Annotated in this window: 18 protein-coding genes; all 18 read left to right on the forward strand. The window is 50.2% G+C overall.

Annotated elements, in window-relative coordinates; all coding sequences use genetic code 11:
* Nucleotides 1–13 precede the first annotated feature (13 nt).
* The 18 genes from EXU85_RS32140 to EXU85_RS32225 all read left to right on the forward strand — a co-directional run bounded on the left by EXU85_RS32140 (nucleotide 14) and on the right by EXU85_RS32225 (nucleotide 26016).
* The gene (locus tag EXU85_RS32140; protein WP_142776000.1) at nucleotides 14–1720 is read left to right on the forward strand and encodes a hypothetical protein; all 1707 of its coding nucleotides are present in this window, start codon (nucleotides 14–16) and stop codon (nucleotides 1718–1720) included.
* A gap of 69 nt (nucleotides 1721–1789) precedes the next feature.
* The gene (locus tag EXU85_RS32145) at nucleotides 1790–2134 is read left to right on the forward strand and encodes a tRNA-binding protein (RefSeq protein WP_142776001.1); all 345 of its coding nucleotides are present in this window, start codon (nucleotides 1790–1792) and stop codon (nucleotides 2132–2134) included.
* A 33-nt stretch (nucleotides 2135–2167) separates the two neighbouring features.
* Nucleotides 2168–4198 carry a plastocyanin/azurin family copper-binding protein gene (locus tag EXU85_RS32150; RefSeq protein WP_142776910.1) on the forward strand — a complete coding sequence of 677 codons (2031 nt, stop codon included), beginning with the start codon at nucleotides 2168–2170 and terminating at the stop codon, nucleotides 4196–4198.
* Between the two features lie 132 nt (nucleotides 4199–4330).
* A complete protein-coding gene (locus EXU85_RS32155) occupies nucleotides 4331–4867 on the forward strand; it encodes a hypothetical protein (protein ID WP_142776002.1) in 537 nt (178 codons plus the stop codon).
* Nucleotides 4868–5047: 180 nt separating this feature from the next.
* Nucleotides 5048–6433: a M28 family metallopeptidase gene (locus tag EXU85_RS32160; protein ID WP_142776003.1), complete on the forward strand. Its 1386-nt coding sequence runs from the start codon at nucleotides 5048–5050 to the stop codon at nucleotides 6431–6433.
* Between the two features lie 172 nt (nucleotides 6434–6605).
* Complete coding sequence (locus EXU85_RS32165; protein ID WP_142776004.1) at nucleotides 6606–7874, forward strand: aminotransferase class V-fold PLP-dependent enzyme; 1269 nt, start codon at nucleotides 6606–6608, stop codon at nucleotides 7872–7874.
* Between the two features lie 260 nt (nucleotides 7875–8134).
* Complete coding sequence (locus tag EXU85_RS32170; protein ID WP_142776005.1) at nucleotides 8135–10129, forward strand: S9 family peptidase; 1995 nt, start codon at nucleotides 8135–8137, stop codon at nucleotides 10127–10129.
* Nucleotides 10130–10298: 169 nt separating this feature from the next.
* The gene (locus tag EXU85_RS32175) at nucleotides 10299–10772 is read left to right on the forward strand and encodes a hypothetical protein (RefSeq protein ID WP_142776006.1); all 474 of its coding nucleotides are present in this window, start codon (nucleotides 10299–10301) and stop codon (nucleotides 10770–10772) included.
* A gap of 311 nt (nucleotides 10773–11083) precedes the next feature.
* The gene (locus tag EXU85_RS32180) at nucleotides 11084–12256 is read left to right on the forward strand and encodes a histidinol-phosphate transaminase (protein WP_142776007.1); all 1173 of its coding nucleotides are present in this window, start codon (nucleotides 11084–11086) and stop codon (nucleotides 12254–12256) included.
* Between the two features lie 125 nt (nucleotides 12257–12381).
* Nucleotides 12382–13956, forward strand: coding sequence for a flavin monoamine oxidase family protein (locus EXU85_RS32185; protein WP_142776008.1), 1575 nt, complete (start codon nucleotides 12382–12384; stop codon nucleotides 13954–13956).
* A gap of 13 nt (nucleotides 13957–13969) precedes the next feature.
* On the forward strand, nucleotides 13970–14971 hold the full coding sequence (locus tag EXU85_RS32190) for a Hint domain-containing protein (RefSeq protein WP_142776009.1): 1002 nt from the start codon (nucleotides 13970–13972) through the stop codon (nucleotides 14969–14971).
* 203 nt (nucleotides 14972–15174) lie between these two features.
* Nucleotides 15175–16383: an acetyl-CoA C-acetyltransferase gene (locus EXU85_RS32195; RefSeq protein ID WP_142776010.1), complete on the forward strand. Its 1209-nt coding sequence runs from the start codon at nucleotides 15175–15177 to the stop codon at nucleotides 16381–16383.
* A 98-nt stretch (nucleotides 16384–16481) separates the two neighbouring features.
* Entirely contained in the window at nucleotides 16482–18680 is a 2199-nt protein-coding gene (locus tag EXU85_RS32200) for a 3-hydroxyacyl-CoA dehydrogenase NAD-binding domain-containing protein (RefSeq protein ID WP_142776911.1), read from the forward strand.
* A gap of 216 nt (nucleotides 18681–18896) precedes the next feature.
* A complete protein-coding gene (locus EXU85_RS32205) occupies nucleotides 18897–19796 on the forward strand; it encodes an ABC transporter ATP-binding protein (RefSeq protein WP_142776011.1) in 900 nt (299 codons plus the stop codon).
* A 100-nt stretch (nucleotides 19797–19896) separates the two neighbouring features.
* On the forward strand, nucleotides 19897–23544 hold the full coding sequence (locus EXU85_RS32210) for a M1 family aminopeptidase (protein ID WP_142776012.1): 3648 nt from the start codon (nucleotides 19897–19899) through the stop codon (nucleotides 23542–23544).
* A gap of 3 nt (nucleotides 23545–23547) precedes the next feature.
* Nucleotides 23548–24624: a c-type cytochrome gene (locus EXU85_RS32215; RefSeq protein WP_246859337.1), complete on the forward strand. Its 1077-nt coding sequence runs from the start codon at nucleotides 23548–23550 to the stop codon at nucleotides 24622–24624.
* Nucleotides 24625–24651: 27 nt separating this feature from the next.
* Nucleotides 24652–25110, forward strand: coding sequence for a DsrE family protein (locus EXU85_RS32220; protein ID WP_142776013.1), 459 nt, complete (start codon nucleotides 24652–24654; stop codon nucleotides 25108–25110).
* A 9-nt stretch (nucleotides 25111–25119) separates the two neighbouring features.
* Entirely contained in the window at nucleotides 25120–26016 is an 897-nt protein-coding gene (locus EXU85_RS32225; protein ID WP_142776014.1) for a LysR family transcriptional regulator, read from the forward strand.
* Nucleotides 26017–26082: the final 66 nt, after the last annotated feature.

The raw sequence follows: 26082 nt of genomic DNA on the forward strand, positions 1-26082 counted from the left end.
CTTTTCCCGGCATATGAATAAACTCGTTACATTAATTATCCGTCAGGTAGCGGTTCTATCGCTAGGCTGGCTCTTATCGGTGCCCCTATACGCACAAAGTGATTTACCCCCACTGGCGCTGTCCCAACTGACTAAACCTGCAGGCTGGCAGTTAGTAGGCTCGGTATCCCCGAATGCCGATGGTACATCCATGCAACCGAAACCCGGCAATACTGTGCTGGTAGGTTCCAGTGAGCCCTTAACACTCCTAACGCCCACGGCCGATTTCCGGCTTCGCTTCGATGTACTGATGACGCCCAATGCCGATGTAGTTCTGAACCTACCATCCGGACAGTCGATTAGTCTCGCACACTCACAGGAAATTGCCCGTTTATTAAAAGCACCCGGTCTCTGGCAAACCGTCGATTTATGGTACAAAATCGGTAGTTCAAAAGAGTCAGCCGTCCTCGAAAAGATGGCCATCAATGGCGTAACCGTTCGCGAAGGGCAGATGTTGGCGGGTAAGGCATTAAGCCCCCTTACACTATTGGCCAAATCAGGCAACGTTGCCATTCGTAATGTTGGCTATCGGGTTATGACACCCCGCACTGTAGCGCAATGGGTTGGTCCACTAAGCTATACCATTGTAGAAGGTGGCTATATTCAGAATCCAGACGATGCGGCCAAGAAGAAAGTCTTGAAACAGGACACAACCAGCCTGCTGAATTACGAAGTTTCCTATGGTCAGCCTCGTCAATACACGATCTTTTTTACAGGCAAATTAAACGCCTTACAAGCTGGTGATTACCGCTTCGACCTGAATCAGGGTGGGCTGGCTGCCTTATGGATCGATGGGAAAGAGGTGCTGCCAATCAATCACCTTGAATTGGGCATGCCGAATTCGAATACCATTCCACTAACGGCGGGCCCTCACGACGTGAAGGTGTATTTCTCGCGCTCCTGGTTTCGGCCGGGCCTGGGGCTGTATGTATCGCAGGCGGGTACTCGTCCGCAACCATTGCACGCACCAACGTCGCTTCCCGAACCAGACCCCGTTGCCGTTGTTAGCGTAAATCCCGATTTCAATGACGCTGGTAATCAGATTCAACGCATCCGCTCGTTTGTACAACTGCCCGGCGAGAAAACGAAACGCACCCATAGTATGTCGGTTGGATCGCCGGTTGGTCTCCATTACACCGTAGACCTGAACCAGATGGCGCTGATTCAGGCGTGGAAAGGTGACTTTGCCAACACCACTGAAATGTGGTACGAGCGGGGTGAGCCACAACTCCTCGCACCGCTGGGAGCACCCGTCTATTTGCCTGCTCAAACGCCACTGATGGTATTAACGAATGACGCAACAGCCTGGCCCGATAGCGTAGGTGAAAACGTCCTGCAATACAAAGGCCTGACCATTGACAAACAGGGCATTCCAACGCTCAGTTATTCTCTGGCCGGAACTACGGTAACAGATGCCACTCGGGCAGAAGGAAATGCGCTGGTTCGGACCTTGACCCTGACAGGTTCGCCCGATGGTACCCCTTATTGCCGGGTAGCGGCAGGAACAGCCTTAGAGGAAGTTGGTAAAGGGTTGTATGCCGTTAATGACCGAAGCTATTTCGTTCGCTTCGATCCGAAAGCTAAAGTGAAACTCCGTCAGAGTAACGGTAAGCAGGAATTGCTTCTACCCGTTGATACGAAAAACGGAGCAGGTTCAGTACAATATTCGATTGTATTTTAAACTGGTCAGTCATTAGTAGCCATTCAGCTAAGACAATTAATGACGATCAATGACCATGAATGACTACTAATGACAATTAATAACCAGATCACCTGGCCTGAGTTTGAGAAAGTGGAAATCCGCACGGGGACTATCGTTGCGGCAGAAGCCTTTCCAGAAGCCCGGAAACCAGCCTACAAACTGACGATTGATTTTGGCGACCTGGGCATTAAACGAACATCGGCCCAACTCACTAACTTGTATTCGGTAGATGAACTGGTTGGCAAGCAGGTGGTGGCGGTGGTTAATTTCCCGCCGAAACAGATTGCCACCTTTATGAGCGAATGTTTGATTCTGGGTGCCGTTGCTGATGATGGCTCCGTAACCCTGCTCCAAACCGAACGCCCAACCCAAAATGGATTACGAATTGCTTAAAACTAATTGACAATGTATACTGTACAAGGCAGAATGAGCAAGCTAGTACGCATAGCGATGCTTATATTCGCTCATTCACTCATTTACTCATTCACTCATGTTGCGTTCGCCCAGCGACCGGCAAGTGAAGAAGATTACTACCGGATCATTACCCTGCCGATTCCGGAAGATATTAAACTCGAAGTAGGCGGTCTGGCTCCTTTGCCTGATGGTCGGCTGGCGGTTTGTACGCGCCGGGGCGAGGTCTGGATTATCAGCAATCCCTACATGCAGGGTAGCCGGGTGGCTACCTTCAAAAAGTTTGCGTCGGGCCTGCACGAGCCGCTGGGCCTGATGTGGCACCCAAAAGGGTATTTCCTGTGTACACAACGGGGCGAAGTCACGAAACTGGTCGATAAAGATGGCGATGACGTTGCCGACGAATACAGCTCGTTCTATAAATGGCCACTGTCGGGTAATTATCACGAATATAGCTACGGCCCACTGCTGCTCCCCGATGGCGACATGGTTATTACGCTCAACCTCGACTGGATCGGTTATGGAGCCAGTCTGGCTAAATGGCGCGGCTGGATGCTCAAACTGACCGAAAAAGGCGAGATGACGCCCTGGGCAACAGGCCTCCGTTCACCAGCCGGTTTCGGACTTCTGCGCGATGGCAGTATTCTCTATACCGAAAACCAGGGCGACTGGGTTGGCTCAGGCCGGATGACGCATTTGACGAAAGGCGCTTTTGCGGGTAACCCTGCCGGTCTTCGCTGGTCGGGGGAGCCAGGCTCACCGCTGGCACTTAAGCCTGAAAATGTACCAAGCACAGGCAAACCCATGTTTGAGGTGGCCAAAACGATTAAAGAGCTGAAGGTTCCGGCGGTGTGGTTCCCCCATACACTGATGGGTATTTCAACCTCGGATTTCAAACAGGACACGACCAATGGTGCGTTTGGTCCATTTACTGATCAATTATTCGTAGGCGATCAGGGACACAGCAAAATTATGCGGGTAGCGCTCGAAAAAGTCAACGGCGAATGGCAGGGTGCTTGTTTCCCGTTCCGAGAAGGCTTCGAGTCAGGGATTATCCGTACCGTTTGGGGACAGGATGGCTCCATGTTCGTGGGCATGACAAGCCGGGGCTGGGCAGCAACGGGAAAAGAGCCGTATGGCATTCAGCGGCTGGTCTGGACCGGCAAAACACCGTTCGAGATGAAAACCATTACCTCAAAACCCGATGGTTTCGAGGTAACCTTTACGCTACCCGTTGATCGTAAAACCGCCGAAAATCCCGAAAGCTACAGCCTCAATAGCTTCACCTATCGCTACCACAAAACCTACGGCAGCCCGATTGAAGATGCCAAACCTGTACCCATCCGGGGCGTTGTTGTGGCCCCCGATGGTATGAGCGCCCGCATTGTAGCCGATACCGTTCTTCGCGAAGGCTACATACACGAAGTAAAAGCGGAAGGCATCCGGTCAGCTTCGGGAAGTATGCCGTTGTTGCACGCAACGGGTTATTACACCCTTAATGCCATTGCACCGGGCGAGAAGCTAACCTTGCCTGCACGGGCCGTTGCTATTGCCAAGCACGAACACGCCGATATGATGGCGATGGAGAAAAAAGCAGCTACGACCGCAAGTAAAAACGTGAAAGCAGTTAGTGCGAAACGCGTTGTTGCCATGCCCGCCAACTGGACCAATGGCCCCGATCAATCGATTACCATTGGCACCAAGCCAGGGCTAAAATTCGATGTCGACAAGCTGGAAGTGAAAGCGGGTAGCAAGATCAAACTCGTATTCAACAACAACGACGACATGCTTCACAACTGCGTCATTACGAAACCCGGCGCGGCCAATGCTGTTGGCGATGCAGCCCTTCGGTTGAATCTGAATGGCCCAAAAATGAACTACGTTCCAAATTCGCCAAACGTACTGTATCATACCAACATTCTTCAACCCGAAACGTCCGAAACGATCTATTTCCTGGCTCCCACCGAACCCGGCGATTATCAGTTCGTTTGTTCATTCCCCGGCCACTCGTCACTGATGCAGGGAACGTTAAAAGTTGTGAAATAGATTAAGATAACTGGCATTTTCGGCCATTGAAGGCTACCTTCCGGTCAGTAAACAATGACGCCCCATATTGGAAGCGTCATTGTTTTTTATGTCACCAACTGCTAAATCGTGTTGTTTTCCCGTTGTATCCATATGCGAACCGCTTCACTACTCACGATACTCTTTTTTATTTCAGTAACCGTCCACGCTCAACGACGACGCGCCGACGACGATACGTCACATTACCGAACCGTACCCGTTCCGGCCCATCTGCTGCCCATTGAACGAGCTTACGGGTCATCATCATTAGGAAGTCTCTATTTTTATGGGGGTAAAAAACTCTCATCACCCTATTCGCTTGAAATCCCGTTCTTTGAACTGAATGATCCGGATGTATCTCATCATTTTCAGGCCTTTCGAACCGTAACTACGTTGAGCCGATTAACAGCTTTAGTCCCGCTGGCCTATATTCTCCTGAGTAACAATCGAACCAATGGCGCATACTGGTCAGTATATGGCGGTTCCATAGCGGCTTCGTTAACACTGTCGATTATCGGTAACAGTCAGGTTAACAAGGCCGTTAAACGCTACAACGAAATGCTTCGACAACCCCGAATCGGGTTTTCTGCCGACCCTGTTTCCCTAACGGGACGAACCGCCATAGGTGTGGGGATTTCGCTGGGATTCTAGTATAAGCCTCCTGGGTAATTCACAAATTACGTAACTGAATTTTCATAGGGCTACTGCCATTATCTTATTTGGCCCGATCATCAATTTGCAAAATATTAATCGGCTTTGGGCGTAGGCAGAAGCGCGAACTAGGCTGGTTTGCGCTTTTTTGTTAGTTTCGCTGACTCAATCAGCAAACTCATGCAAACGAAATCGTTACCGATCCTTTTTGTCTCATTCTTTCTTCTTTCCCCTCTACTCAACGCCCAAACCATTTTAAACCGAGATCCGCAAATAGCCGACCTGATTAGCCAGGTTTCGGCCGATAGTTTGCGGGCTCATATTAATGGTTTAGTCAGTTTCGGTACCCGCCATACGCTGAGCGTACCTGCCGATGCTTCTGCTCAGGTTGGCAAAAAAGGGCTCGGAGCTGCCCGCCAGTGGATTCTGGCCAAATTCAATCAATACGCCAAACAATCGGGTGGACGAATGACAGCCACGCTCGATACCTGGACGCTCCAGCCCGACGGCAAACGCGTAGATAAGCCTGCCAACATGGGAAATGTGATGGCAACCCTCAAAGGTACCGACCCCAATGATACCCGCGTTTTCATTGTACAGGGACATATGGATAGCCGCGTGACAAACGTCATGAACCGAGAATCCGACGCGCCGGGTGCCAATGACGATGGTTCGGGTACAGCCGCCGTTATTGAGCTTTGCCGGGTGATGAGCAAGTCGTCCTTTCCGGCTACGGTTATCTTCGTTACACTGACGGGCGAAGAACAGGGACTATTGGGTGCCGAACATTTATCGGAGCGGGCGATCAAGGAAAAATGGAATCTGGAAGCCGTGCTGAACAACGATATTATGGGTAGCAATAACAGCAGCGATACCCGCATCATTGACAACACCCGCCTGCGCGTTTTCAGTGAAGGACTTCCATCTAGTTTACTCAAAGACACGACTGGTCGTATTGGCCAGATTCAGCGCTTTGGGAATGAGAACGACGGCAAGGCCCGTACGCTGGCCCGGTATCTGAAAGAAATTGGCGAGCGTTATGTCGAAAACCTGGAAGTGGTAATGGTGTATCGCAACGACCGCTACCTGCGTGGGGGCGACCATACGCCCTATGTGCAACGTGGATTTGCCGCCGTGCGCATGACCGAGATGAACGAGAACTACGAACACCAGCACCAGGATTTGCGCACCGAAAACGGTACGGAGTTTGGCGACTATCCGAAGTTCATGGATTTCGAATACCTGCGTAAGAATACGGCAGTCAATCTGGCAACACTGGCCAATCTGGCGAAATCACCAACGGTGCCGCAGAAAGTAACGGTCGATGTTCGGAACCTCACCAATGCAACAGTTCTTTACTGGCAGGCTCCTCAGGCTGGCAAAGTAAAAGGCTATTACGTACTGATGCGTGAAACCTACTGGCCCTTCTGGCAGAAGAAATTCTTCACGACGAAATTGGGTATGACGTTGCCTTACTCGAAAGACAATTACTACTTCGCCGTGCAGGCAGTTAGTGAAGACGGAAACGAAGGACTGCCCGTACTACCCGTACCGAATTTGCGCTAGGGTGTAGTAAAGCTAACGTATTAGATTAACCACAGAGGCACAGAGAACACAGAGGTCCTAGACGTGAATCATATCCTTTAAATCTCTGTGTTCTCTGTGCCTCTGTGGTTAATAAATTTTGTTTAATGATATCTGCGATGGATTTCAACCCAGCTATTTATATAAACTCTCTATGCAGTCCCTCTCTAAACGGCAATTTCTAAAATCCCTTGTTGGCACAGCCGCCTTGTCGACCTGGGCAGGTCTGGACGAGACGCTGGCTAAAGTGGCGCATATATCTCCATCTACGCTGGCACAAAACGAAAGCTTTTGGTCTAACATTCGGTCGGCTTACCCCGTAACAAACGAGTTCATTCAGCTCGAAAATGGCTACTATTCATTGGCCGCTCAGCCAGTGATGGATAGCTACCTGAAGCATATTCAGCAAGTGAATTCGGTATCCTCCTATTACATGCGGACACGCCAGTTTGCCGATAAACGGGAGTCACAAACGCAACTGGCCAACTTGTTGGGTTGCTCCACAGATGAATTGATCATTACCCGAAACACCACCGAATCCTTGGATACGGTTATTGGCGGGCTGAAATGGAAAGCAGGCGACGAAGCCATTATGGCCCAGCAGGATTATGGTGCCATGAAGGATATGTTCAGGCTTCAGGCCCGGCGACACGGCATTGTGAATAAGACGCTTTCGCTACCCAATCATCCCAAGTCCGATGAAGAAATTGTGAGTCTGTACGAAAAAGCCATCACGCCCAAAACGCGGTTGCTGATGGTTTGCCACATGGTGAATATTACAGGTCAGATTCTGCCCATTCGCCAGATCACCGAGATGGCGCATAAACACGGCGTGGAGGTGTTGGTGGATGGGGCCCATGCATTCGCGCAGTTAAATTTCAAGATGAGTGACCTCGGTGGCTGCGATTACTACGCCAGCAGTTTACACAAATGGCTGGGCACACCGCTTGGCGCGGGTATCCTGTATGTGCGCAAAGACAAAATTGCCCCCCTCTGGCCACTCTTCGCCGACAGCAGTGTTCCCGACAACGATATCCGCAAACTGAACCATACCGGCACGCACCCCGTAGCCACCGATCTGGCTATTCAGGACGCGATCAAATTTCACACGGGAATTGGTATCGAGCGAAAGGAAGCCCGGCTTCGGTATCTGCAACATTACTGGACTGATCAAGTACGTCATCATCCCAACATCGTCCTGAATACCCCCGAAGCACCCGTTCGTTCCTGCGCCATCGCCAACGTAGGCATAGCTGGAAAACCACCTGCCGAACTGGCTAAAACCCTGTTCGACAACTACAAGATATTTACGGTAGCTATTGACTCTCCCCCTGTGCAAGGGGTACGCGTTACGCCCCACGTATACACAACGACAGCAGAGCTGGACCAATTCGTAAACGCATTGAAAGAACTGGCTACCTAATGTACCTACGGGCTTTAGCCCGCGTACTATCAGAATAAAGTACGGGATTATTGATTTGAACTAATTAACCGCCGTTTTGCTAGTCTTCCAAACCCCCAACCCCCTGAAGGGGGCTTAGTTCACTGGGGAGAAAAGCCCCCTTCAGGGGGTTGGGGGTTTGGAAAGCCCAAAAAGGACAAATTTTATTTAGGCAGTTATTTAATACAAATCAATAAGCCTGTAGGTACATAAATACCTTATAACCTCTACTATTCATCATTATGAACCGCTCAATCCTCTTCATCCTCCTTACTATCTCAACCCTCGCCAGTCTGGCGCAGACGCCAGTTAAAAAGCGGCCGATGACGCCCAAAGACATTTATCGACTCCAAACCGTCAGCGATCCGCAGATTTCGCCCGATGGCAAGTGGATTACCTATGGCCTATCAACCGTCGATACAACGAAAGATAAACGCAATGCCGATCTCTGGATGGTGAGCTGGGATGGCAAAGAGTCGGTTCAGCTTACCAACAGCCCCGATGGCGAATCCAGAGCGCGGTTCAGCCCGGATGGAAAATATATTTCGTTTGTATCGGCCCGGCAAGGCGCTACTAAAGGCCAGATCTGGTTGATGGATCGCCGGGGTGGTGAAGCTAAAAAACTCACCGATCTGAAAACCGATCTGGAAGATTACGTCTGGTCGCCGGATGGGAAGAAGATCGCAATGGCGCTACGCGATCCTGACTACGCCGATTCGGCCAAAACCAAGGTTCGGAAACCCTATGTCCTTGATCGGTATCAGTTTAAGGCCGATGTAAAAGGCTACCTGGAAAAAGGCTCCGTTCACTTGTACCTCTATGACGTAGCGACGAAAAAACTCGATACGCTAACCACCGGTCTTTATGATGAAACGTCACCCGTTTGGTCGCCCGATGGGTCGCAACTGGCGTTTGTGAGTAACCGGACGGAAGATCCCGACAAAAACCAGAACACCAATATTTATGTGATCGACGCCCGCAAAGGTGCCACTATGAAGCAGTTGACCACCTGGACCGGGGCCGACAATAACCCAGCCTGGAGTCCAGATGGCAAGCACATTGCCTATTTACGCTCGACCGCGTCGAGTAATTTTCTGATGTATGACCAACCGGTGCTGGCGGTACTGGACCTGGAGGGTGGAGAACCCATGCTACTCTCGAAAACGCTGGATCGCCCTGTTCGGAATCCAACCTGGACTAAAGACGGACGAACCATTGGTGTGCTGGTGCAGGACGACCGGCAGTCCTATGTTGGCCAGTATACCTATCCTGAAGGGAAATTCGCCAAATTAACGGGAGGTAACCGGGCCTTCAGTAATCTGGAAGCAGCCCCGGCCGACAACTGGGTAGCTTTATTAAGCGAGCCCCAAACCCCCGGCGAACTGTATGCCATTGAAAACGGGACACCCCGCCGACTTACACACGTACAGGACGATTTTCTGGCCCCCCTTGAACTGGCCACTGTGGAAGGATTTACGTCGAAGAGTAAAGATGGCGCACAGGTGTCGAACGTATTGTATCGGCCCGTCAACGGTCAGGCAGGCAAAAAGATGCCGACCATTTTCTACATTCACGGTGGGCCGGTGTCGCAGGATGAGTTCTCCTTTGATCTGACCCGGCAACTGCTGGCGGCTGGAGGCTATGCGGTTGTAGCTGTCAATTACCGGGGCAGCAATGGCCGGGGCCTCGACTACACCAAAGCGATCTACGCCGATTGGGGTAACAAAGAAGTGCTGGACATTCTAGGAGCCGCCGACTACGTGGTAGAGAAAGGCATCGCCGACCCCGACCGACTGGGTATTGGTGGCTGGAGTTATGGCGGCATTCTGACCAACTACACTATTGCCACCGATACGCGCTTTAAGGCCGCAGCCAGTGGAGCCGGAAGCTCCTTGCAATTATCCATGTACGGCATCGACCAGTACGCCAATCAGTACGAAAATGAGTTAGGGACGCCCTGGAAAAACACAGATAAATGGTTGAAACTATCCTATCCATTCCTGAAAGCGGACCGCATCAAAACACCAACGATGTTTATGGCCAGTGAGAAAGATTTTAATGTACCTGTGGCAGGCAGCGAGCAGATGTTCCAGGCCCTGCGCTCATTGGGCATCCCAACTCAGTTAATCATTTACCCCGGCCAGTTTCACGGCATTACCGTACCTAGTTATCAGAAAGATCGGGTTGATCGGTATTTGCAGTGGTTCGACAAATATTTGAAGCCTAAAACACTCTAACACACCTTAATTAGTACACCACCATCTAGATAAACAATGGTTTTATACACTGATAGTGCATCGAAAAATCAGATTTCAGCGTACTATTGGTATTGTTCTATTCGTTTTTTCTGTAGTTTACGCTTTAATAATCCTTTAATATCCCCAATCGGCTAAAGTTCACCTGGTTATGAAACAGCTTCTATTATTTCTCAGCCTCTTGACGGCATCTGTCGTACTAAATTCCTGCTCAAAAAGTAGTGATCCTGCACCCGACCCAGTTGTGGGTACGTGGAAACTAGATCGGATCCGCACCAGTGGATTTGTAGCCCCTTTCACCACTTTATATCCTAATGCGGACAATGATCCATCAGCTTTTGATTATCAGGATAGTTTTACCACCAAAACCGATAAATCATTTTCGGGGACGGTTCGCACTAGTGGTCAAGTGATTGATTATACTGGCAACTGGGAGTCTACCAGTACTACGCTGACCTTGAAAGATACGCAGGGAAACACGGATACGTATACACTGGATGCCACTAAAACACCAAATCAGCTTCTTGGTGTGGTTATCGCTGCCAGCGATTCGCTAACCAATCCAACTACGAAAAAATTAGAATTGGTTAAGTATAACCTTCAACTTATTTACACAAGGCAGTAGTACAAACTCCGATTTACACGAAAAAGGCCACTGAGTACTCAGTGGCCTTTTTCGTGTAAACCTGCCCCACCGTTCACTAAATAGCTGATCAAACTCGGCTCAGAAAATAATCAGCATTTTTTATTTGGCAATTCTCATCTTTTACTCATATAAATTTTGATTACTATATAATAGTCAAAATTATTTGCATACAATTTCAACTTGAAGGCGCTTTTTTGTGGGCATTAATTCGTACTTTCACAAAACCCTATCTACTAAGGACTTATATTTGTCTTTACTCTTATTTAATCCAGTATTAATACAAAAAACACATGTCATCACAACTATCTCGCCGGGACTGGCTACGCGCCAGCGGCCTTATCACAGCCGGTTTTGGTTTGAGTAGATTTACCCCTGCCGAAGCCAGCGTTCCTAATGCCCCATTGGTTTCTGGGTTTACCAATGAGTTCGCCTTCGCTGATGACCCATTCGACAAGATGCCTAAGCTTCGGGCACGGTTGTTCGCGAATGAGAACCCGCTTGGCATTTCACAGAATGCAAAAGATGCCCTTATAAAAGCCACTGAACTAGGCAACCGTTACGCCTGGATGGAATTCGGGCAATTGAAAACGCTTATTGCTACCGACGATGGTGTGAAACCGGCCAATATTATGATGTCGCCCGGCTCGTCGGATATCCTGATGGCCGCTGCTGATCACTTTGCGAAAAGCGGTGGTACGATCCTGACCAGCACCATGACGTATGACGACCTGCTCCAGCGGGCCGAGAAGTTCGGCGCAAAAATCAAGGCGCTGCCGATGACGAAAGAGTACAAATTTGACCTCAACGCAATCAAGGCGAACATTACGCCCGATGTGAAGATGGTCTATATCGTCAACCCGAATAACCCAACCGGCACCATCATTCCAACGCCAGAGCTGGAAGCGTTTATTCGCGAGGTGTCGCCCAAAGTACCCGTATTCATCGACGAAGCCTATATCGACTTTTACGAACCTGCCGACCGCCCTAAACTGGGCAAACTGGTGGCCGAGGGCATGAACGTGATTCTGGCGCGTACCTTTTCGAAAATTCACGGTTTTGCCGGCTTGCGTCTGGGCTATGCCATCGCACAGCCCGACATGCTGAAAACACTAAAATCCTATACCAACGGTGATTTTGCGGTAAGCATTACTACGCTTATGGCCGGTATCGCCAGCTACAAAGACATCGAGTGGCAGAATCATTGCCGCGCCGAAAACGCAAAAGCCCGCGCCTATACCTCAAAAGCACTGGCCGATCTGGGCTATGAAGTGATTCCCTCGTCCACAAACTTCATCCTGTTCCCAATCCGGATGAAAACCAAAGCCTTTGAGGGGCAAATGTTCGGGCAGGGAATCGGTATCCAGACCCGCGACTTCAACGGCCAGCCCTACTGCCGCGTTAGCGTTGGCACCATGGACGAAATGGCCATCTTCATGGATGGATTTAAAAAAGTAGTAGGGTAAACGGAAAGAGAGGGAGGAAGGGGAATAGAGGGAGGAAGGAGGAGAGGAATGAAAGTAACTATAGCTTTTCTCCCTTCTCCTTCCTCCCCCTCCTCCCTTTATTCCCTCTCCTCCCTTCTTTTTCTATGACAAGACGCGACTTCATCAATTCAACGAGTGCCAGTTATGCCAGTATGCTGGCGTGGGGAATGCTTCAGCCCGCGCCAGCATCGGCAATTGATTTACCTGCCAATGGGCTGAAAGCAGATGGCAAAGGGCGAAAAGTTATTGTGTTAGGAGCTGGTCTGGCTGGTATGACCACCGCTTACGAACTCGGCAAATTGGGCTACGATTGTACGGTTATTGAAGCCCGGTCTCGCTCAGGTGGGCGTGTCTGGACCGTTCGGGGTGGCACCAAGGAAACCGAATTAAATGGGGGTACGGCACAGACCTGCTCGTTTGAAGACGGCCTGTATTTCAACGGGGGAGCCGCCCGGATTCCGCACCACCACCAGATTACGCTGCACTACTGCCGGGAATTGGGCGTACCTCTTCAGATTTTTAACGGGGCAAACGAATCCGCTTACCTGTATAACGATGGTGGAACCGGCGACTTTGCGAACCGACGAATGCGTATCAGTGATTACCATCACGACATGCGCGGCTACACCTCCGAGTTGCTCGCCAAGGCGCTCGATCAATCGTCGCTGGATCAGCAGTTAACCAAAGAAGATGTCGAGAAACTGATCGACTTTCTGAAAAACGAAGGCGATCTGAACACGGCTCACCTTTATAAAGGTACCAATCGCCGGGGGTATAAAGCCAAAAGCGATCCGGGAGCAGGCCACACCCCAGGCACGCTAACAGACCCCTACGGCCTTACCGATTTGCTACGGTCGGGCTTTATGCAACCGGTTTTCTACAACGTGGGCGATTATGCCTACGAACAGCAGTCTACGCTCTTGCAACCCGTTGGCGGCATGGATGCCATTCCGAAAGCGTTGGAGAAAAAACTAGTGGGCAAAATTATCTTCAATGCGCCCGTTAGTGAACTCCGCAAAACCGAAAATGGCGTTCGGGTTGTGTATAAGAAAGACGGCAAGCCCGTTGAGCTAACGGGCGAATTCTGCGTATGTACGCTCCCATTACCCATGCTCAAAAACCTCGAATCCGACCTTTCGGGAACGGTAAAACGAGCCGCTGACTTTGTGCCCTACATGAAGACCGGAAAAATTGGCTTACAATTCAAACGGCGGTTCTGGGAAGAAGACGATGGTATTTACGGCGGCATTTCGCGCACCAATATGGACATCAACCAGATTTGGTACCCCTCCTTTGGCTTACAGGGCAAAAAAGGTGTTCTCATCGGCTACTATAATTTCTATAGCCGGGCCGAAGCGGTGGGAGCCATGCCGGTTGCTGAACGCGAAAAAGTTGCGTTAGCCCAGGGAAGTAAAATTCACCCGCAATACCCGGCCGAGTTCGACAATTCGTTTTCGCTAGCCTGGCACCGTTTACCCTACAGCGGAGGAGGTTGGGCCGTGTACGACGACAATACACGCAAGAAATATTATCCTTCCCTGCTGGAACCCGATGGTAACATTTATTTTGCCGGTGAACACACAACGTACCTGACCGCCTGGATGGCCGGAGCATTCACGTCTGCCCGCCGAACGGTTGAAGCACTCCACGCCCGAGTGGGCGAATACACGAAGAAGTGAAATTATAAATACCATGAAAAACAACCTGCTTTCTCTCCTAATTTTCCTCGTTTGCGCCATTACGACCCAGTTACTCAGTCAGCGCGTTTGGGCTCAATCAGCCTCAGCCAGCATGACGGTTGAGCAACTGAAAGCCGTGAAGGCCATTAAAATTGCGAACCTCGACAAAGACACCTACTTCAAATCGGGTGGGTTTATTCTGGATCGCTACGAGGAACGGCCCGCTTATGTGTTCACCTACAGCGATGGCATTACCCGTAAAATTTACCTCTATAAAGTGTTCACGGCCGAAGACACCAAAGAACTTGGTCTGCTGGCAATTTATCAGAACACCAAAACCAATGAGGTAAAGCCTTTTGTCATTCCCGGTGCATCTGCCGACCGTAAAGCCTGGGACGCTTATATTGATGACCTCAAATATGTCGGGGAAAAAGAACCCGGTCTGATGTCGACCCTCACGTTTGTACTGTCGCGCGAGATGGCGAGCCTGATGTCGGGTGGTGGTGCCAAAACCGAGGAAGGTAGTGGCAAGAAAAAAGAAGAATACAATTTCTGTTTTGCGGCTGATGCTTCCGTAACCATGGCCGACGGTTCCTCGAAGACCATCAGCACGGTAGCTATAGGCGACGTTGTACTAGGTTATAATGCAACAACGAAAACCCTTATTCCAACGCACGTTACCCGTGTAGACACCCACGCAGGTGACTTCGCGTTAGCTGGTGTTTGGCTAACGCCCGTAAACGAACTTACGGCTGACAATCGTAGCGCCATGACAGCCCCAACGCTGCTCGAAGCAACGGCGAATCACCCTGTTCTGACCGCCACGGGCCGTAAGGCGCTGGGCGACGTAAACGCAGGTGAGGTTCTGTATCGTTACGATGCTTCTTCAACTACAGTTTCTGCCTATAAAGTTGTTCGAATAGAGAAAGCCGTTCGGGCGGTGAAGTCAGTGTATAATCTGGTGACTGAATCGGGAGCTTACCTGGTTGGCGAGACAGTCGTATTAGACAAGTAATCGCGGTCTCAACGAACTTTTTTTATCCTAACAGCGCCCGCTCGATCTTACTGATAAGATTGAGAGGGCGCTGTTGTTTCTGCATGTTAGCGCATTTAGTACCCGGCATTTTGCGCACCACCCCTATTGTCCCATTCCACTTTTGCCCGTACTTTTGTTTGACAGAATACCGTATGCTTGCATACTAATTTTTCAGCAAAATTATGGCCGAAGCCTTCATTTATGATGCCGTCAGAACACCTCGCGGACGAGGCAAAAGTGACGGTTCGCTGCATGATGTGCAGCCCATTCAACTCCTCACCAGCGTTCTGCGCGAACTCCGCGATCGTAACCAGCTCGATACATCGCTCGTCGATGACGTAATTATGGGTTGCGTAACGCCCATTGGTGAACAGGGTGCCGACATTGCTCGCACAGCCGCTCTTGAAGCGGGCTACGATGAGTCGGTGGCGGGGGTGCAACTGAACCGTTTCTGCTCGTCGGGGCTGGAGGCTATCAATATGGCAGCCGCTTATGTGATGTCGGGGCAGGTCGATGCGATTGTGGCAGGTGGTGTCGAGTCAATGTCGCGCGTACCGATGGGCTCGGACGGGGGCGCGTTGTTTATGAATCCGCAGATTGTGGCCCGCCATAACATTGTACCGCAAGGTATTTCGGCCGATTTGATCGCGACTAAATACGGCTACTCCCGGAACGATGTCGATAGTTTTGCCGCCGAATCGTACCGCCGGGCCGTTGAAGCACAAGCCAACAATCGGTTCGCCAGAACGCTCGTACCGCTCAAAGATGAAATTGGTGTAACCCTGCTTAACCACGATGAAGGCGTTCGACCCGGCACAACGGCGGAGAGCCTGAGTAAACTCAAACCCGCTTTTGAAGCGATGGGACAGATGGGTCTCGATGCACTTGCCCTACTTAAATATGCCGAGTTCGATAAAATCAACCATGTTCACCATGCGGGTAACTCTTCGCAGATTGTTGATGGTGCCGCTGGTATATTGGTTGGTAGCAGGGAGTTCGGAGAAAAAACTGGTTTGAAGCCCCGAGCTCGTATTAAAGCCTTCGCTATTGTGGGTTCTGAACCGACAATTATGCTTACAGGCCCCATTCCGGCAACCCGCAAAGTGCTCAAACGGGCAGGCATGAGCATCAGCGATATTGATCTATTCGAAGTTAACGAAGCGTTCGCAGCCATACCCATGCTTTTTATGGATGAGTTTGGCGTAGATCATAGCAAACTGAATGTTAATGGAGGAGCTATTGCCCTCGGCCATCCGCTGGGTGCAACGGGCGCTATCATTTCGGCCACCCTCATCGACGAACTCGAACGCTCGGGCAAACAATTCGGCCTCTCAACGCTCTGCATCGGGGGCGGCATGGGCATTGCAACGATTTTTGAACGGGTGAATTAATGAATAATGTAAAATGAATAATTGATAATGGTTCTGGTGTAGTGTCATTGCTTGCACCATTATACATTTTACATTATTCATTGTCCATGCATAAAGCAATGATAAACTACACCGTAGACCAAAACATAGCCATCATTTCGTGGGAGATGACCTCCTCTCCCATGAATGTTCTTAACGACGAATCCATTCCTCAATTTGAAGCGGCTTTGCAACGCGCCTTTGCCGATGAGTCGGTTAAAGGATTGATCATCACCTCAGCAAAACCGGAGTTTGTTGCCGGAGCCGATCTGAAAATGATTCTGCGCAATAACGATAAAGGCCCAGCCGAGATGTTGAAGGTTTCATCGGAGTTGAACCGGGTATTTCGAAGCATCGAAACATCGGGAAAGCCAACCGTAGCCGCCATTAACGGTACGGCGCTTGGGGGTGGATACGAAATCTGTTTAGCCTGCCATTATCGGGTCGCCCTGAACAATCCGAAAACCGTACTGGGTCTGGTCGAAGTAACGATTGGCTTGCTGCCGGGCGCGGGTGGCACGCAACGGCTGCCTCGTATGATTGGCATACAGGCGGCCTTACCCCTGATTCTGGAAGGCAAAAAAGTGGGCGTTCAGGAAGCGAAAAACCTGGGTATGATTGACGACATCGCCGATAGCCCAGCCGAAATGATGGACAAAGCGCGTGCCTGGATTGACGCCAACGGAACGTCCGCCCGGCCAAAGCCACTCAAGCCCTGGGATGAAATAGATCGAAAAACCGGCAAGATTGTTGGGAAAGATAATTTCAAGGTACCGGGCGGCAACATACAGAGCGTAGTAGGGGCACAAACATTCGGGGCTGGAACGGCTATGCTCATGGATAAAACCAAAGGTAATTACCCCGCTCCGCTCGAAATTATGGCTTGCGTGTACGAAGGCTTGCAGGTTAATATTGATCGGGGTCTAGTTATTGAAGCCCGACATTTCGCGAAAGTAGCAACCTCCAAAGTGGCCAAAAATCTGATCCAGACTATGTTTCTGGGCATGAACGAAGCCAACAAAGGAGCCAGTCGGCCCAAAGACCAATCCGGACGCGGAATCGCTAAAACCGATGTGAAGAGAATCGGCATTCTGGGCGCAGGATTGATGGGTGCGGGCATTGCTTACGTGTCAGCACAGGCAGGTATTGAGGTTGTTTTAAAAGATGTATCGGTCGAGGCCGCCGAAAAAGGTAAAGACTATTCCCGACAACTGCTCCAGAAAGGGGTTGAGCGCGGAAAGGTAGACCCGCAAAAAGTAGATGGGATTCTTAACCTGATCAAACCCACTGCCGATGTCCAGGAGTTGCAGGGCTGCGACCTCATCATTGAAGCCGTTTTCGAAAACCGCGACCTAAAAGCGCAGGTAACCCGGGAAGCCGAACCGATGCTGGCACCGGATGGCCTCCTTGTTTTCGGCTCCAATACGTCTACCCTACCCATCAGCGGACTGGCACAGGCATCGACAAAGCCGGAAAATTTTATCGGCATTCACTTCTTTTCGCCCGTCGATAAGATGATGCTCGTGGAAATTATCATGGGGAAACAAACGTCGGATTATGCGTTGGCGGTCGCGATGGATTTCACCCGAAAGATTCGTAAAACGCCTATTGTTGTCAACGACTCACGCGGTTTCTATACCTCTCGTTGTTTCGGCACTTATTCATCGGAGGGAATGGAGTTGCTGAAAGACGGCGTGAATCCCATTCTGATTGAAAACGGTGGAAAAGACGCCGGAATGCCTGTCGGACCGTTGGCCGTAACGGACGAAGTAGCACTGGATCTGGTCTATAAAATTGCGGGACAGGGTATAAAAGACGGCGCTATTCGTGAAGACGATACCAGCTATCAGGTTGCCAAACAATTTGTTGACCTTGGGCGGTTGGGCAAGAAATCGAAAGCCGGTTTCTATGAGTATGCCGCAGTGGATGCTGCCGACAATCGAAGTAAGAAACTTTGGCCGGGCTTACAAGACCTGTTTCCTCGCGCCAGCCAGCAACCCACGCTTGATGAAGTGAAAACGCGCCTACTGTATCGGCAAGCCATTGAAGCCGTTCGGTGTTTTGAGGAAAACGTAGTCCGTACCCGATTAGACGCCGACCTCGGTTCTATTCTGGGTTGGGGATTCCCGGCCTACACTGGCGGGGCTTTGTCATTTGTTGAGTTCGTAGGCATCGAAACCTTCGTTAACACCTGCGACCGATTAGCCGACCAATATGGCGAACGTTTCCGACCGACGGAAAAATTGCGCGGGCAAACAGGGGCAAAGACATTGGTATAGCCAGTTAAAATCACAAAGTATCATTTTGTGATTTTGAGTCTGCCTGGTATCCTCGGTCCATGTCCTCACCATAGCTGTCAGTCGTTACCAGGTGGGAGTTTTTCATGCCTTTCAGACGCAATTATAACCATCTACGAAAGTTTGGTTAGGGAATTCGCGTACTTTTATCATATTCGTCTTTTCATCTCTTGAACCAAATAGTTCATTCCTTTCCCTATGCAACTCGAAATAAAAGAACTGTCTAAGACTTACTCTAATGGCGTTCGGGCGTTGAAAGGCGTTTCACTGACGATCAAGCAGGGCATGTTTGGCCTGCTGGGGCCAAATGGCGCGGGCAAGTCTTCCCTGATGCGAACCATTGCTACTCTTCAGGAAGCGGATAGCGGTAGCGCACAACTCATAGGCTTGCCTGAGGGAGACCTGAATGTGCTTACTCAAAAAGATGCGGTTCGTCGGGTACTGGGCTATTTGCCGCAGGAATTTGGCGTGTATCCGCGTGTCACGGCAGAGGCCATGCTCGATCATATTGCGTCGCTTAAGGGTATTGCCAATGGGCGTGAGCGGAAAGAGATTGTGCAGGGATTGTTGCAGAAAGTGAATCTCTATGACGTTCGAAAGAAGAACCTTGGTACGTATTCGGGTGGTATGAAACAGCGCTTTGGTATTGCACAGGCACTCATTGGCACCCCAAGATTGATTATTGTTGATGAACCTACGGCCGGACTTGACCCTGCCGAGCGTAACCGATTCCATAATCTACTTTCCGAAATCGGTGAAAACACGATCGTTATTCTGTCTACGCACATTGTGGAAGACGTTACGAATCTCTGTTCTGATATGGCTATTATTTGCCTAGGCGAAGTAGTGGCAACGGGTAATCCGAACGATCTGGTGAAAGACCTGAACGGCAAGGTCTGGCAGAAGTTTATCGATAAATCAGAGATTGCTACCTATCGTCAAACGCATCGCGTGATTTCGACCCAGCTTAAAGGTGGTAAAACCCGGATTCATGCGTATAGTGATTTGCCGCTGGCTGATTTCGACGCAGTAACGCCCGATCTGGAAGACTTGTACTTTGCCAAGATTAGCGAGAAAATGGAAGTGGTGACGGTGTAGTAGTACTGTGGTGTCGGGTTCTTAAACCCGACAGTCTCGCGTCAGCAATTCGTGTCGGGTTTAAGAACCCGACACCACACAAAGTAACCCTTCACAAACCATGTTCACTGAAATTTTCAAATTTGAGTTAGCCTACCGGTTGAAACGACCCGCTACCTATCTCTACGCCCTTATCTTATTCCTCTTTACGTTTCTCTTCGTCATTTACGGCAGTGGCCCAGCCTCGGAGAAAACGAATATCAACTCGCCCTACGCCATTAGCCAGTTTGTGGTTGTACTGACCATTTTTGGGATGTTGGTCGCGTCAGCTATCATGGGTGTACCTGTTTACCGCGACATTGAGCATAATACCAAAAACTACTATTTCAGCTTTCCCATCACCGAACGAGGCTATTTACTGGGCCGATATTTCGGGTCGTTTATGGTACTACTGGGTATTATGGCCGTTGGGATGCTGGGTATCGTTATCGGTTCGTTACTAGGGCCAATCTTTAACTTAGCCGACAATACCGAGCGATTTGGGCCGATTCGTTTTCGTGACTACGCTTACCCGTTTCTGGTGTTTGTGGTACCGAATATGTTTCTGGTTGGTAGTATTTTCTTTGGATTGGTCGCCTTTTCGAAACAGGTGTTTACGACCTATGCTGGTAGTATTCTACTCTTTATTGCCTATCTGCTGGGCTCTACGCTTTCGCAGGATCTGGAAAATAAGCAACTCGTTAATCTGCTCGACCCCTTTGGCTCCTACGCCTACGATACGGCAACTAAATACTGGTCGCCGGTGGAACAAAATACGCTGCTGGCCCCTTTGGAAGGTGATTTGCTGATTAACCGACTCATCTGGGTTGGTGTAGCGTTACTGGTTTTTGCCTTTACTGTGCTTCGGTTTAGTTTTCCTCGCTTTCTAGCGATTAAGTTAGGCAATAAAGCCAAAGACGAGGCCGAATCTGAGAAGGCTCCATCGTTGGCGAGTTTACCAACGCCCACACCTGTGTTCCAGGTCGGTACGTATATTCGGCAGATGTTTCAGCAAGCCAGTCTGGAATTTCGGAGTATCGTTCGCGATCCCTATTTCATCGCTATTCTGCTGGGCGCGGTATTGTTCCTGTTTTTAGATGGCTGGTTCGGGTCAGAAACCTACGGTACGCCTTCGTTGCCAACGACTTATGCCATGCTCGAAGCCCGTAATGGTACGTTTTTCTTCTTCGTACTCATTGTCGTGATCTTCTACACCGGCGAAGTGGTTCACCGCGATAAGGTCGTTCACTACGATACCATTGCTGATGCGTTGCCCGTTCCCGATTGGATGAACTACGGGGCTAAACTGCTGTCGATGACCTACGTTTGTCTATTGCTGAGTACGTTGATTATGGTATCGGGGGTGTTGAATCAGACCGTCAAGGGCTATTTCAATTATGAATTTCCGCTCTACTTCCGCGATATCTATGGCATTGCCTTTACACAGTATTTCCAACTGGTGATGCTGGCGTTTTTTGTGCATACGATGGTCAACCAGAAGTTTGTAGGGCACATTGTTACACTGGCCGTTTACATCGTCATTTGGGCAGTTCCTCAGTTTGCCGAGTTCAACTACCGACTGGCCATTCCTTTTTCGGGCGGAACAGTTCAGATTTCCGATATGAACGGATTCGGTCATTATCTGGCTGCCCTGGCCTCGTTTCGAATCTATTGGTACGCGTTTGGTGGCATGTTGCTGGTACTGGCTCTTTGGTTCTGGAATCGGGGTGCCGATACGGCCTTTAAAGCCCGCTGGCAATTGGCCCGGCAGCGGATGGGCCGACTGTCGATGGTTTTGTTTGCGCTTGCCTTGGTGGTGTTTGTGAGTATGGGTGCCTGGATTTACACCAATGTCAGCGTGAAAAACCGCTACCTGTCTGCCGATCAACAACGCGAACTACGATCAACCTTTGAGAAGACATATCACAAATATGTCAATGTACTACAGCCCAAAATCACGAGCGCAAAACTCAATGTCGATGTGTTCCCGGATGAGTTCAAGGCTGTAGCATCAGGTGTGTTTATGATCGTCAATAAAGGCCACCAGCCCATCGACTCGTTGCATATGACGATGCCCGCTGATAATTTCCATCGGCAGCTGACTAAATTCATGATCGGTGGCGAAGCGCCGAAGATGATTCTGAAGGACGAGAACCTGGGCTACTATATCTACCGATTGCCCAAACGACTGAATCCTGGCGATTCGGCGCGGATGGATATGACCGTGACGGGACAATACGTTGGCTTCAGTAATGCGGGCGACAACCGGGATGTAGTGGTCAACGGTACATTTTTCAACGTGGGTATTTTCCCCGGCTTTGGCTATGATGCAGGTCAGGAATTAGACAGCGATAAATACCGTAAGAAGTATGGCTTGCCGATCAAAGAATGGACGGCTCCGGCCCAAAACGATTCACTGGGTCTGCGCGACTTTCTGTTTACCGATGATGCCGATTGGGTAACCTTCGAGGGAACCATTTCAACCACTCCCGACCAGACCGCTATCATGCCCGGTGAACTGGTAAAAACCTGGACGGCAAATGGCCCTGATGGAAAACCGCGTAAGTATTTCCAATACAAACTCCCCGGATTCTCCGATTATTTTTTCAGTATGTGTTCGGCTAAGTACGGTGTGAAACGCGATAAATGGACAGGACCTGACGGAAAAACGGTAGCGTTGGAAGTCTATCATCATCCCGGTCATGACCGCAACCTGGATCGGTTTATGGCGAGTATGAAAGCGTCGCTAAGCTACTATACCAAGAACTATGCGCCGTTTCCGTACCCAGTCTTGCGGGTGCTGGAGTTCCCGCGTTATGCCGCTTTCGCGCAGTCGTTCCCCACAACGGTGCCGTATTCGGAGGAGTTTGGCTGGGTTGGCGATTTCCACGATCCAAACAAAACAGATTATGCCTATTACGTGACGGCTCACGAGGTGGCACACCAGTGGTGGGGCCACCAGATTATGCCCAGCCGAACGCGGGGTTCGAATCAGATTTCGGAGACAATGGCGGAATACTCAGCGCTAATGGTACTCAAACAACGCTACGGAGCCGATGCCATGCCGAAGTTTTTGAAGTATAGTCTTGATCGCTACCTGCGTGGCCGGGCCAATGAAGATAAGTTCGAAGCCAACATGCTCGACAACGATACACGGTCCTATGTCTGGTATCAGAAAGGGTCGATGCTGATGTATGCCTTACAGGATTACATTGGTGAAGCCCGCGTCAACCAGGCCATGAACGACTACATGAAAGCGGCTCGTTTCCGACAGAAAGCGCCATTTACAACCTCGCTGGAATGGTATAGCTTCCTGAAAGCTGCCACACCTGATTCACTGAAACCCTGGCTGACGGATAATTTCGAGAAACTCACGCTGTACGATAACCGAATCACCAAAGCTGAAGCGAAGTCGATTGGCAACGGGAAATACAGCGTGAAGCTATACGTCCGAACTGCCACTGAGTATTACGACAAAACCGGAAAGGAACTGGCAAAAGGAAAAGGTCCGGTCATTGCCGACATCGCCGTACTTACTGACGATGGCAAAAACAAAGATGGCCTGACCACCAAAGTGCCATTGTTGATGCAAAAACGCAGCCTGACACCCGGCGAACACGTGATTGAGGTAACCGTAAAAGGCAAGCCCGTTAGAGCGGGTATTGACCCCTACAACAAGTTGATCGACCGGGTGTCGGATGATAATCTGGTGAAAGTTGATATGCTCTAGATTATGAAAAAAAATCTGTTTAATCACCTCTTTCGTGCGGTTCACCTCACCCCCGACCCCTCCCGCAACGGCGGACCGCCTAAAACCAGGAGAGGGGGGCAATCTCGCCCATTTTTTAGCCCCTCCCCTTATTTCAAGGGGAGGGGTTGGGGTGGGGTGAAATTTAATCGAGCCATTTCTTTCACTTGCCTCATCTGCCTAGCTACCTTACTCGCACTAACACCGCCAACCTACTGGCGCCCACCCGCCGACAGTCGAATTCCGGCCGGTGAGCTTGGCAAGCAAATTCGCTATGGCCGCGAGTTAATTGCTCACACGGCCAAATACCTTGGGCCAAAGGGCTCCGTGAAGCAATTATCCAATGGCATGAATTGCCAGAATTGCCACCTCGATGCGGGTACGAAAGTGCTCGGCAACAATTATTCCGGCGTATTTTCCACCTATCCCAAGTTTCGGGAACGTTCCGGAGCGGTCGAAACCATTGTGAAGCGCGTGTCCGATTGCTTCGAACGCAGTCTGGCAGGTAAAGCTCCCGATAGTGCAAGTCGCGAGATGAAGGCCATCGTAGCCTATATGCAATGGCTGGGCACCGACGTTCCCAAAGGTGAGCGACCCGAGGGCGTAGGCCTTGTCAAATTAGCCTATCTGGATCGTGCAGCCGACTCTACAAAAGGCCGTATGGTGTATATGGCTAAATGCCAGGTTTGCCACGGCGTGAACGGTGAGGGCATGAAGGTAGCTGGTACCAAAGAATATACGTATCCGCCCATGTGGGGGCCGAATAGTTACAACGATGGGGCTGGGTTATTCAGATTATCGGGCTTTGCGGGCTACGTAAAAAACAACATGCCGTTTGGAGCGACCTACGCCAGCCCGCAACTGAGCGATGAGGAAGCATGGGATCTGGCGGCTTTTGTCAATTCCATGCCGCGTCCGCATAAAGATCAAAGCAGCGACTGGCCCAAGATTGCCAGCAAACCCGTTGATTTTCCCTTTGGTCCCTACGCCGATTCGTTTAGTGAGCAACAACACAAATTCGGGCCGTATCAGCCAATTGCCGATGCGCGAAAAGCGAAGTAACTTTACTCAAAATCAAAAACTAAAAACATGAAGAAATTCACCTACCTGTTCGTTCTGGCTTTCCTGGCCGCAGTAGTACCAGCTATAGCGCAAACAAGTGAGACGGGTTCGTTTCATGGCGCACAACCCACCAAAGAACGATACCATGCCGTTTATCAACTTAATACCGGTGATACAGCCGTTATTCGGCATGCGCTGGCCAATATTCAGAACTCGCTGAACGACCCACGGTTGAAAGGCAAACTTGACATTGAATTGGTCGTGTATAGCGGTGCATTTGTCGCCTACCAAAAAGGGAAAGCTTATTTCGAGAAAGAACTTCAGAGCCTTCAGAAACAAGGTGTTATTCTGGCCATGTGCGAAAACACCATGAAGATGCGGAAGCTTAGTCGCGATGAGATGTACCCCTTCGTGAGCTACGTACCCACCGCCAACGGTGAACTCATCATCCGCCAACAGGAAGGCTGGGCCATTATTCGTCCGTAACTTTACTCCATGCTCGATTTTCGTCTGAATGTGTTCTACACCGTTGCCAAGCGCCTTAGCTTTACCAAAGCTGCTGCCGAATTGTATGTAACACAACCGGCTATCACGAAGCACATTCAGGAACTTGAACACCGGTTCGGTACGGCCCTCTTCGACCGGCGCGGGAATCAGATCAGCCTGACTGCCGCCGGTAATTTGCTGCTCAGTCATGCCGAAACCATTATGGCGACCTATCGTCAACTGGAATTTGATATGAATGCGCTGAAGGGAAAACCGGCAGGGGCACTTCGGGTTGGGGCCAGTACAACTGTGGCTCAATACGTGATTCCGCCAGTATTGGCTCGGTTTCATGAGCAATCTGCCGATGTGGCTATATCGCTCCTGAGCGGCAATACCGAACAAATTGAGCAGGCACTTCTCAACAGCGATATTGATTTAGGACTGGTTGAAGGCCGAACGCATCACAGCGATATTCGATACACCTCCTTCGTAAAAGACGAACTCGTACTCATCTGCCGTGCCGACCATCCCCTGGCCGACCGCGACGAGATTACACTCGATGAACTACGCGCAGTTCCTATTGTTTTGCGGGAACGGGGCTCTGGTTCGCTGGAAGTGATTGAACACGCACTTCGAGGTGTTGGCATTCGATTAACGGACCTGACCATTGAAATGCAGTTGGGCAGTACCGAAAGTATTAAATCGTATCTGGGAAGCTCACGTTGTATGGCATTTGTATCCGTATTTGCCGTACAGCACGAACTTCAGGCGGGTACGCTAAAAGTGCTCGATGTGCAGAATCTTACAATCCAGCGAGATTTGTACTCGATTCAATTACAGGGTGTTAGCGAGGGTCTGGCCGACACATTCATGCGCTTCGCCCGACAGCATTATAAACGGGGCTAGTTAGTGGAGTAGGTGTAATGAGTGAAGTGGGTGTAATGAGTACGTAATTGAGCCACTTACTACACT

The organism is Spirosoma sp. KCTC 42546 (genome assembly GCF_006965485.1).
Lineage (GTDB): Bacteria > Bacteroidota > Bacteroidia > Cytophagales > Spirosomataceae > Spirosoma.

Coding starts and splice junctions, on each gene's coding strand:
- EXU85_RS32150 (WP_142776910.1), top strand. CDS start 2,168: ATGAGCAAGCTAGTACGCATAGCGATGCTTATATTCGCTCATTCACTC.
- EXU85_RS32175 (WP_142776006.1), top strand. CDS start 10,299: ATGAAACAGCTTCTATTATTTCTCAGCCTCTTGACGGCATCTGTCGTA.
- EXU85_RS32185 (WP_142776008.1), top strand. CDS start 12,382: ATGACAAGACGCGACTTCATCAATTCAACGAGTGCCAGTTATGCCAGT.
- EXU85_RS32180 (WP_142776007.1), top strand. CDS start 11,084: ATGTCATCACAACTATCTCGCCGGGACTGGCTACGCGCCAGCGGCCTT.
- EXU85_RS32145 (WP_142776001.1), top strand. CDS start 1,790: ATGACAATTAATAACCAGATCACCTGGCCTGAGTTTGAGAAAGTGGAA.
- EXU85_RS32205 (WP_142776011.1), top strand. CDS start 18,897: ATGCAACTCGAAATAAAAGAACTGTCTAAGACTTACTCTAATGGCGTT.
- EXU85_RS32165 (WP_142776004.1), top strand. CDS start 6,606: ATGCAGTCCCTCTCTAAACGGCAATTTCTAAAATCCCTTGTTGGCACA.
- EXU85_RS32195 (WP_142776010.1), top strand. CDS start 15,175: ATGGCCGAAGCCTTCATTTATGATGCCGTCAGAACACCTCGCGGACGA.
- EXU85_RS32210 (WP_142776012.1), top strand. CDS start 19,897: ATGTTCACTGAAATTTTCAAATTTGAGTTAGCCTACCGGTTGAAACGA.
- EXU85_RS32200 (WP_142776911.1), top strand. CDS start 16,482: ATGATAAACTACACCGTAGACCAAAACATAGCCATCATTTCGTGGGAG.
- EXU85_RS32225 (WP_142776014.1), top strand. CDS start 25,120: ATGCTCGATTTTCGTCTGAATGTGTTCTACACCGTTGCCAAGCGCCTT.
- EXU85_RS32170 (WP_142776005.1), top strand. CDS start 8,135: ATGAACCGCTCAATCCTCTTCATCCTCCTTACTATCTCAACCCTCGCC.
- EXU85_RS32140 (WP_142776000.1), top strand. CDS start 14: ATGAATAAACTCGTTACATTAATTATCCGTCAGGTAGCGGTTCTATCG.
- EXU85_RS32190 (WP_142776009.1), top strand. CDS start 13,970: ATGAAAAACAACCTGCTTTCTCTCCTAATTTTCCTCGTTTGCGCCATT.
- EXU85_RS32220 (WP_142776013.1), top strand. CDS start 24,652: ATGAAGAAATTCACCTACCTGTTCGTTCTGGCTTTCCTGGCCGCAGTA.
- EXU85_RS32215 (WP_246859337.1), top strand. CDS start 23,548: ATGAAAAAAAATCTGTTTAATCACCTCTTTCGTGCGGTTCACCTCACC.
- EXU85_RS32160 (WP_142776003.1), top strand. CDS start 5,048: ATGCAAACGAAATCGTTACCGATCCTTTTTGTCTCATTCTTTCTTCTT.
- EXU85_RS32155 (WP_142776002.1), top strand. CDS start 4,331: ATGCGAACCGCTTCACTACTCACGATACTCTTTTTTATTTCAGTAACC.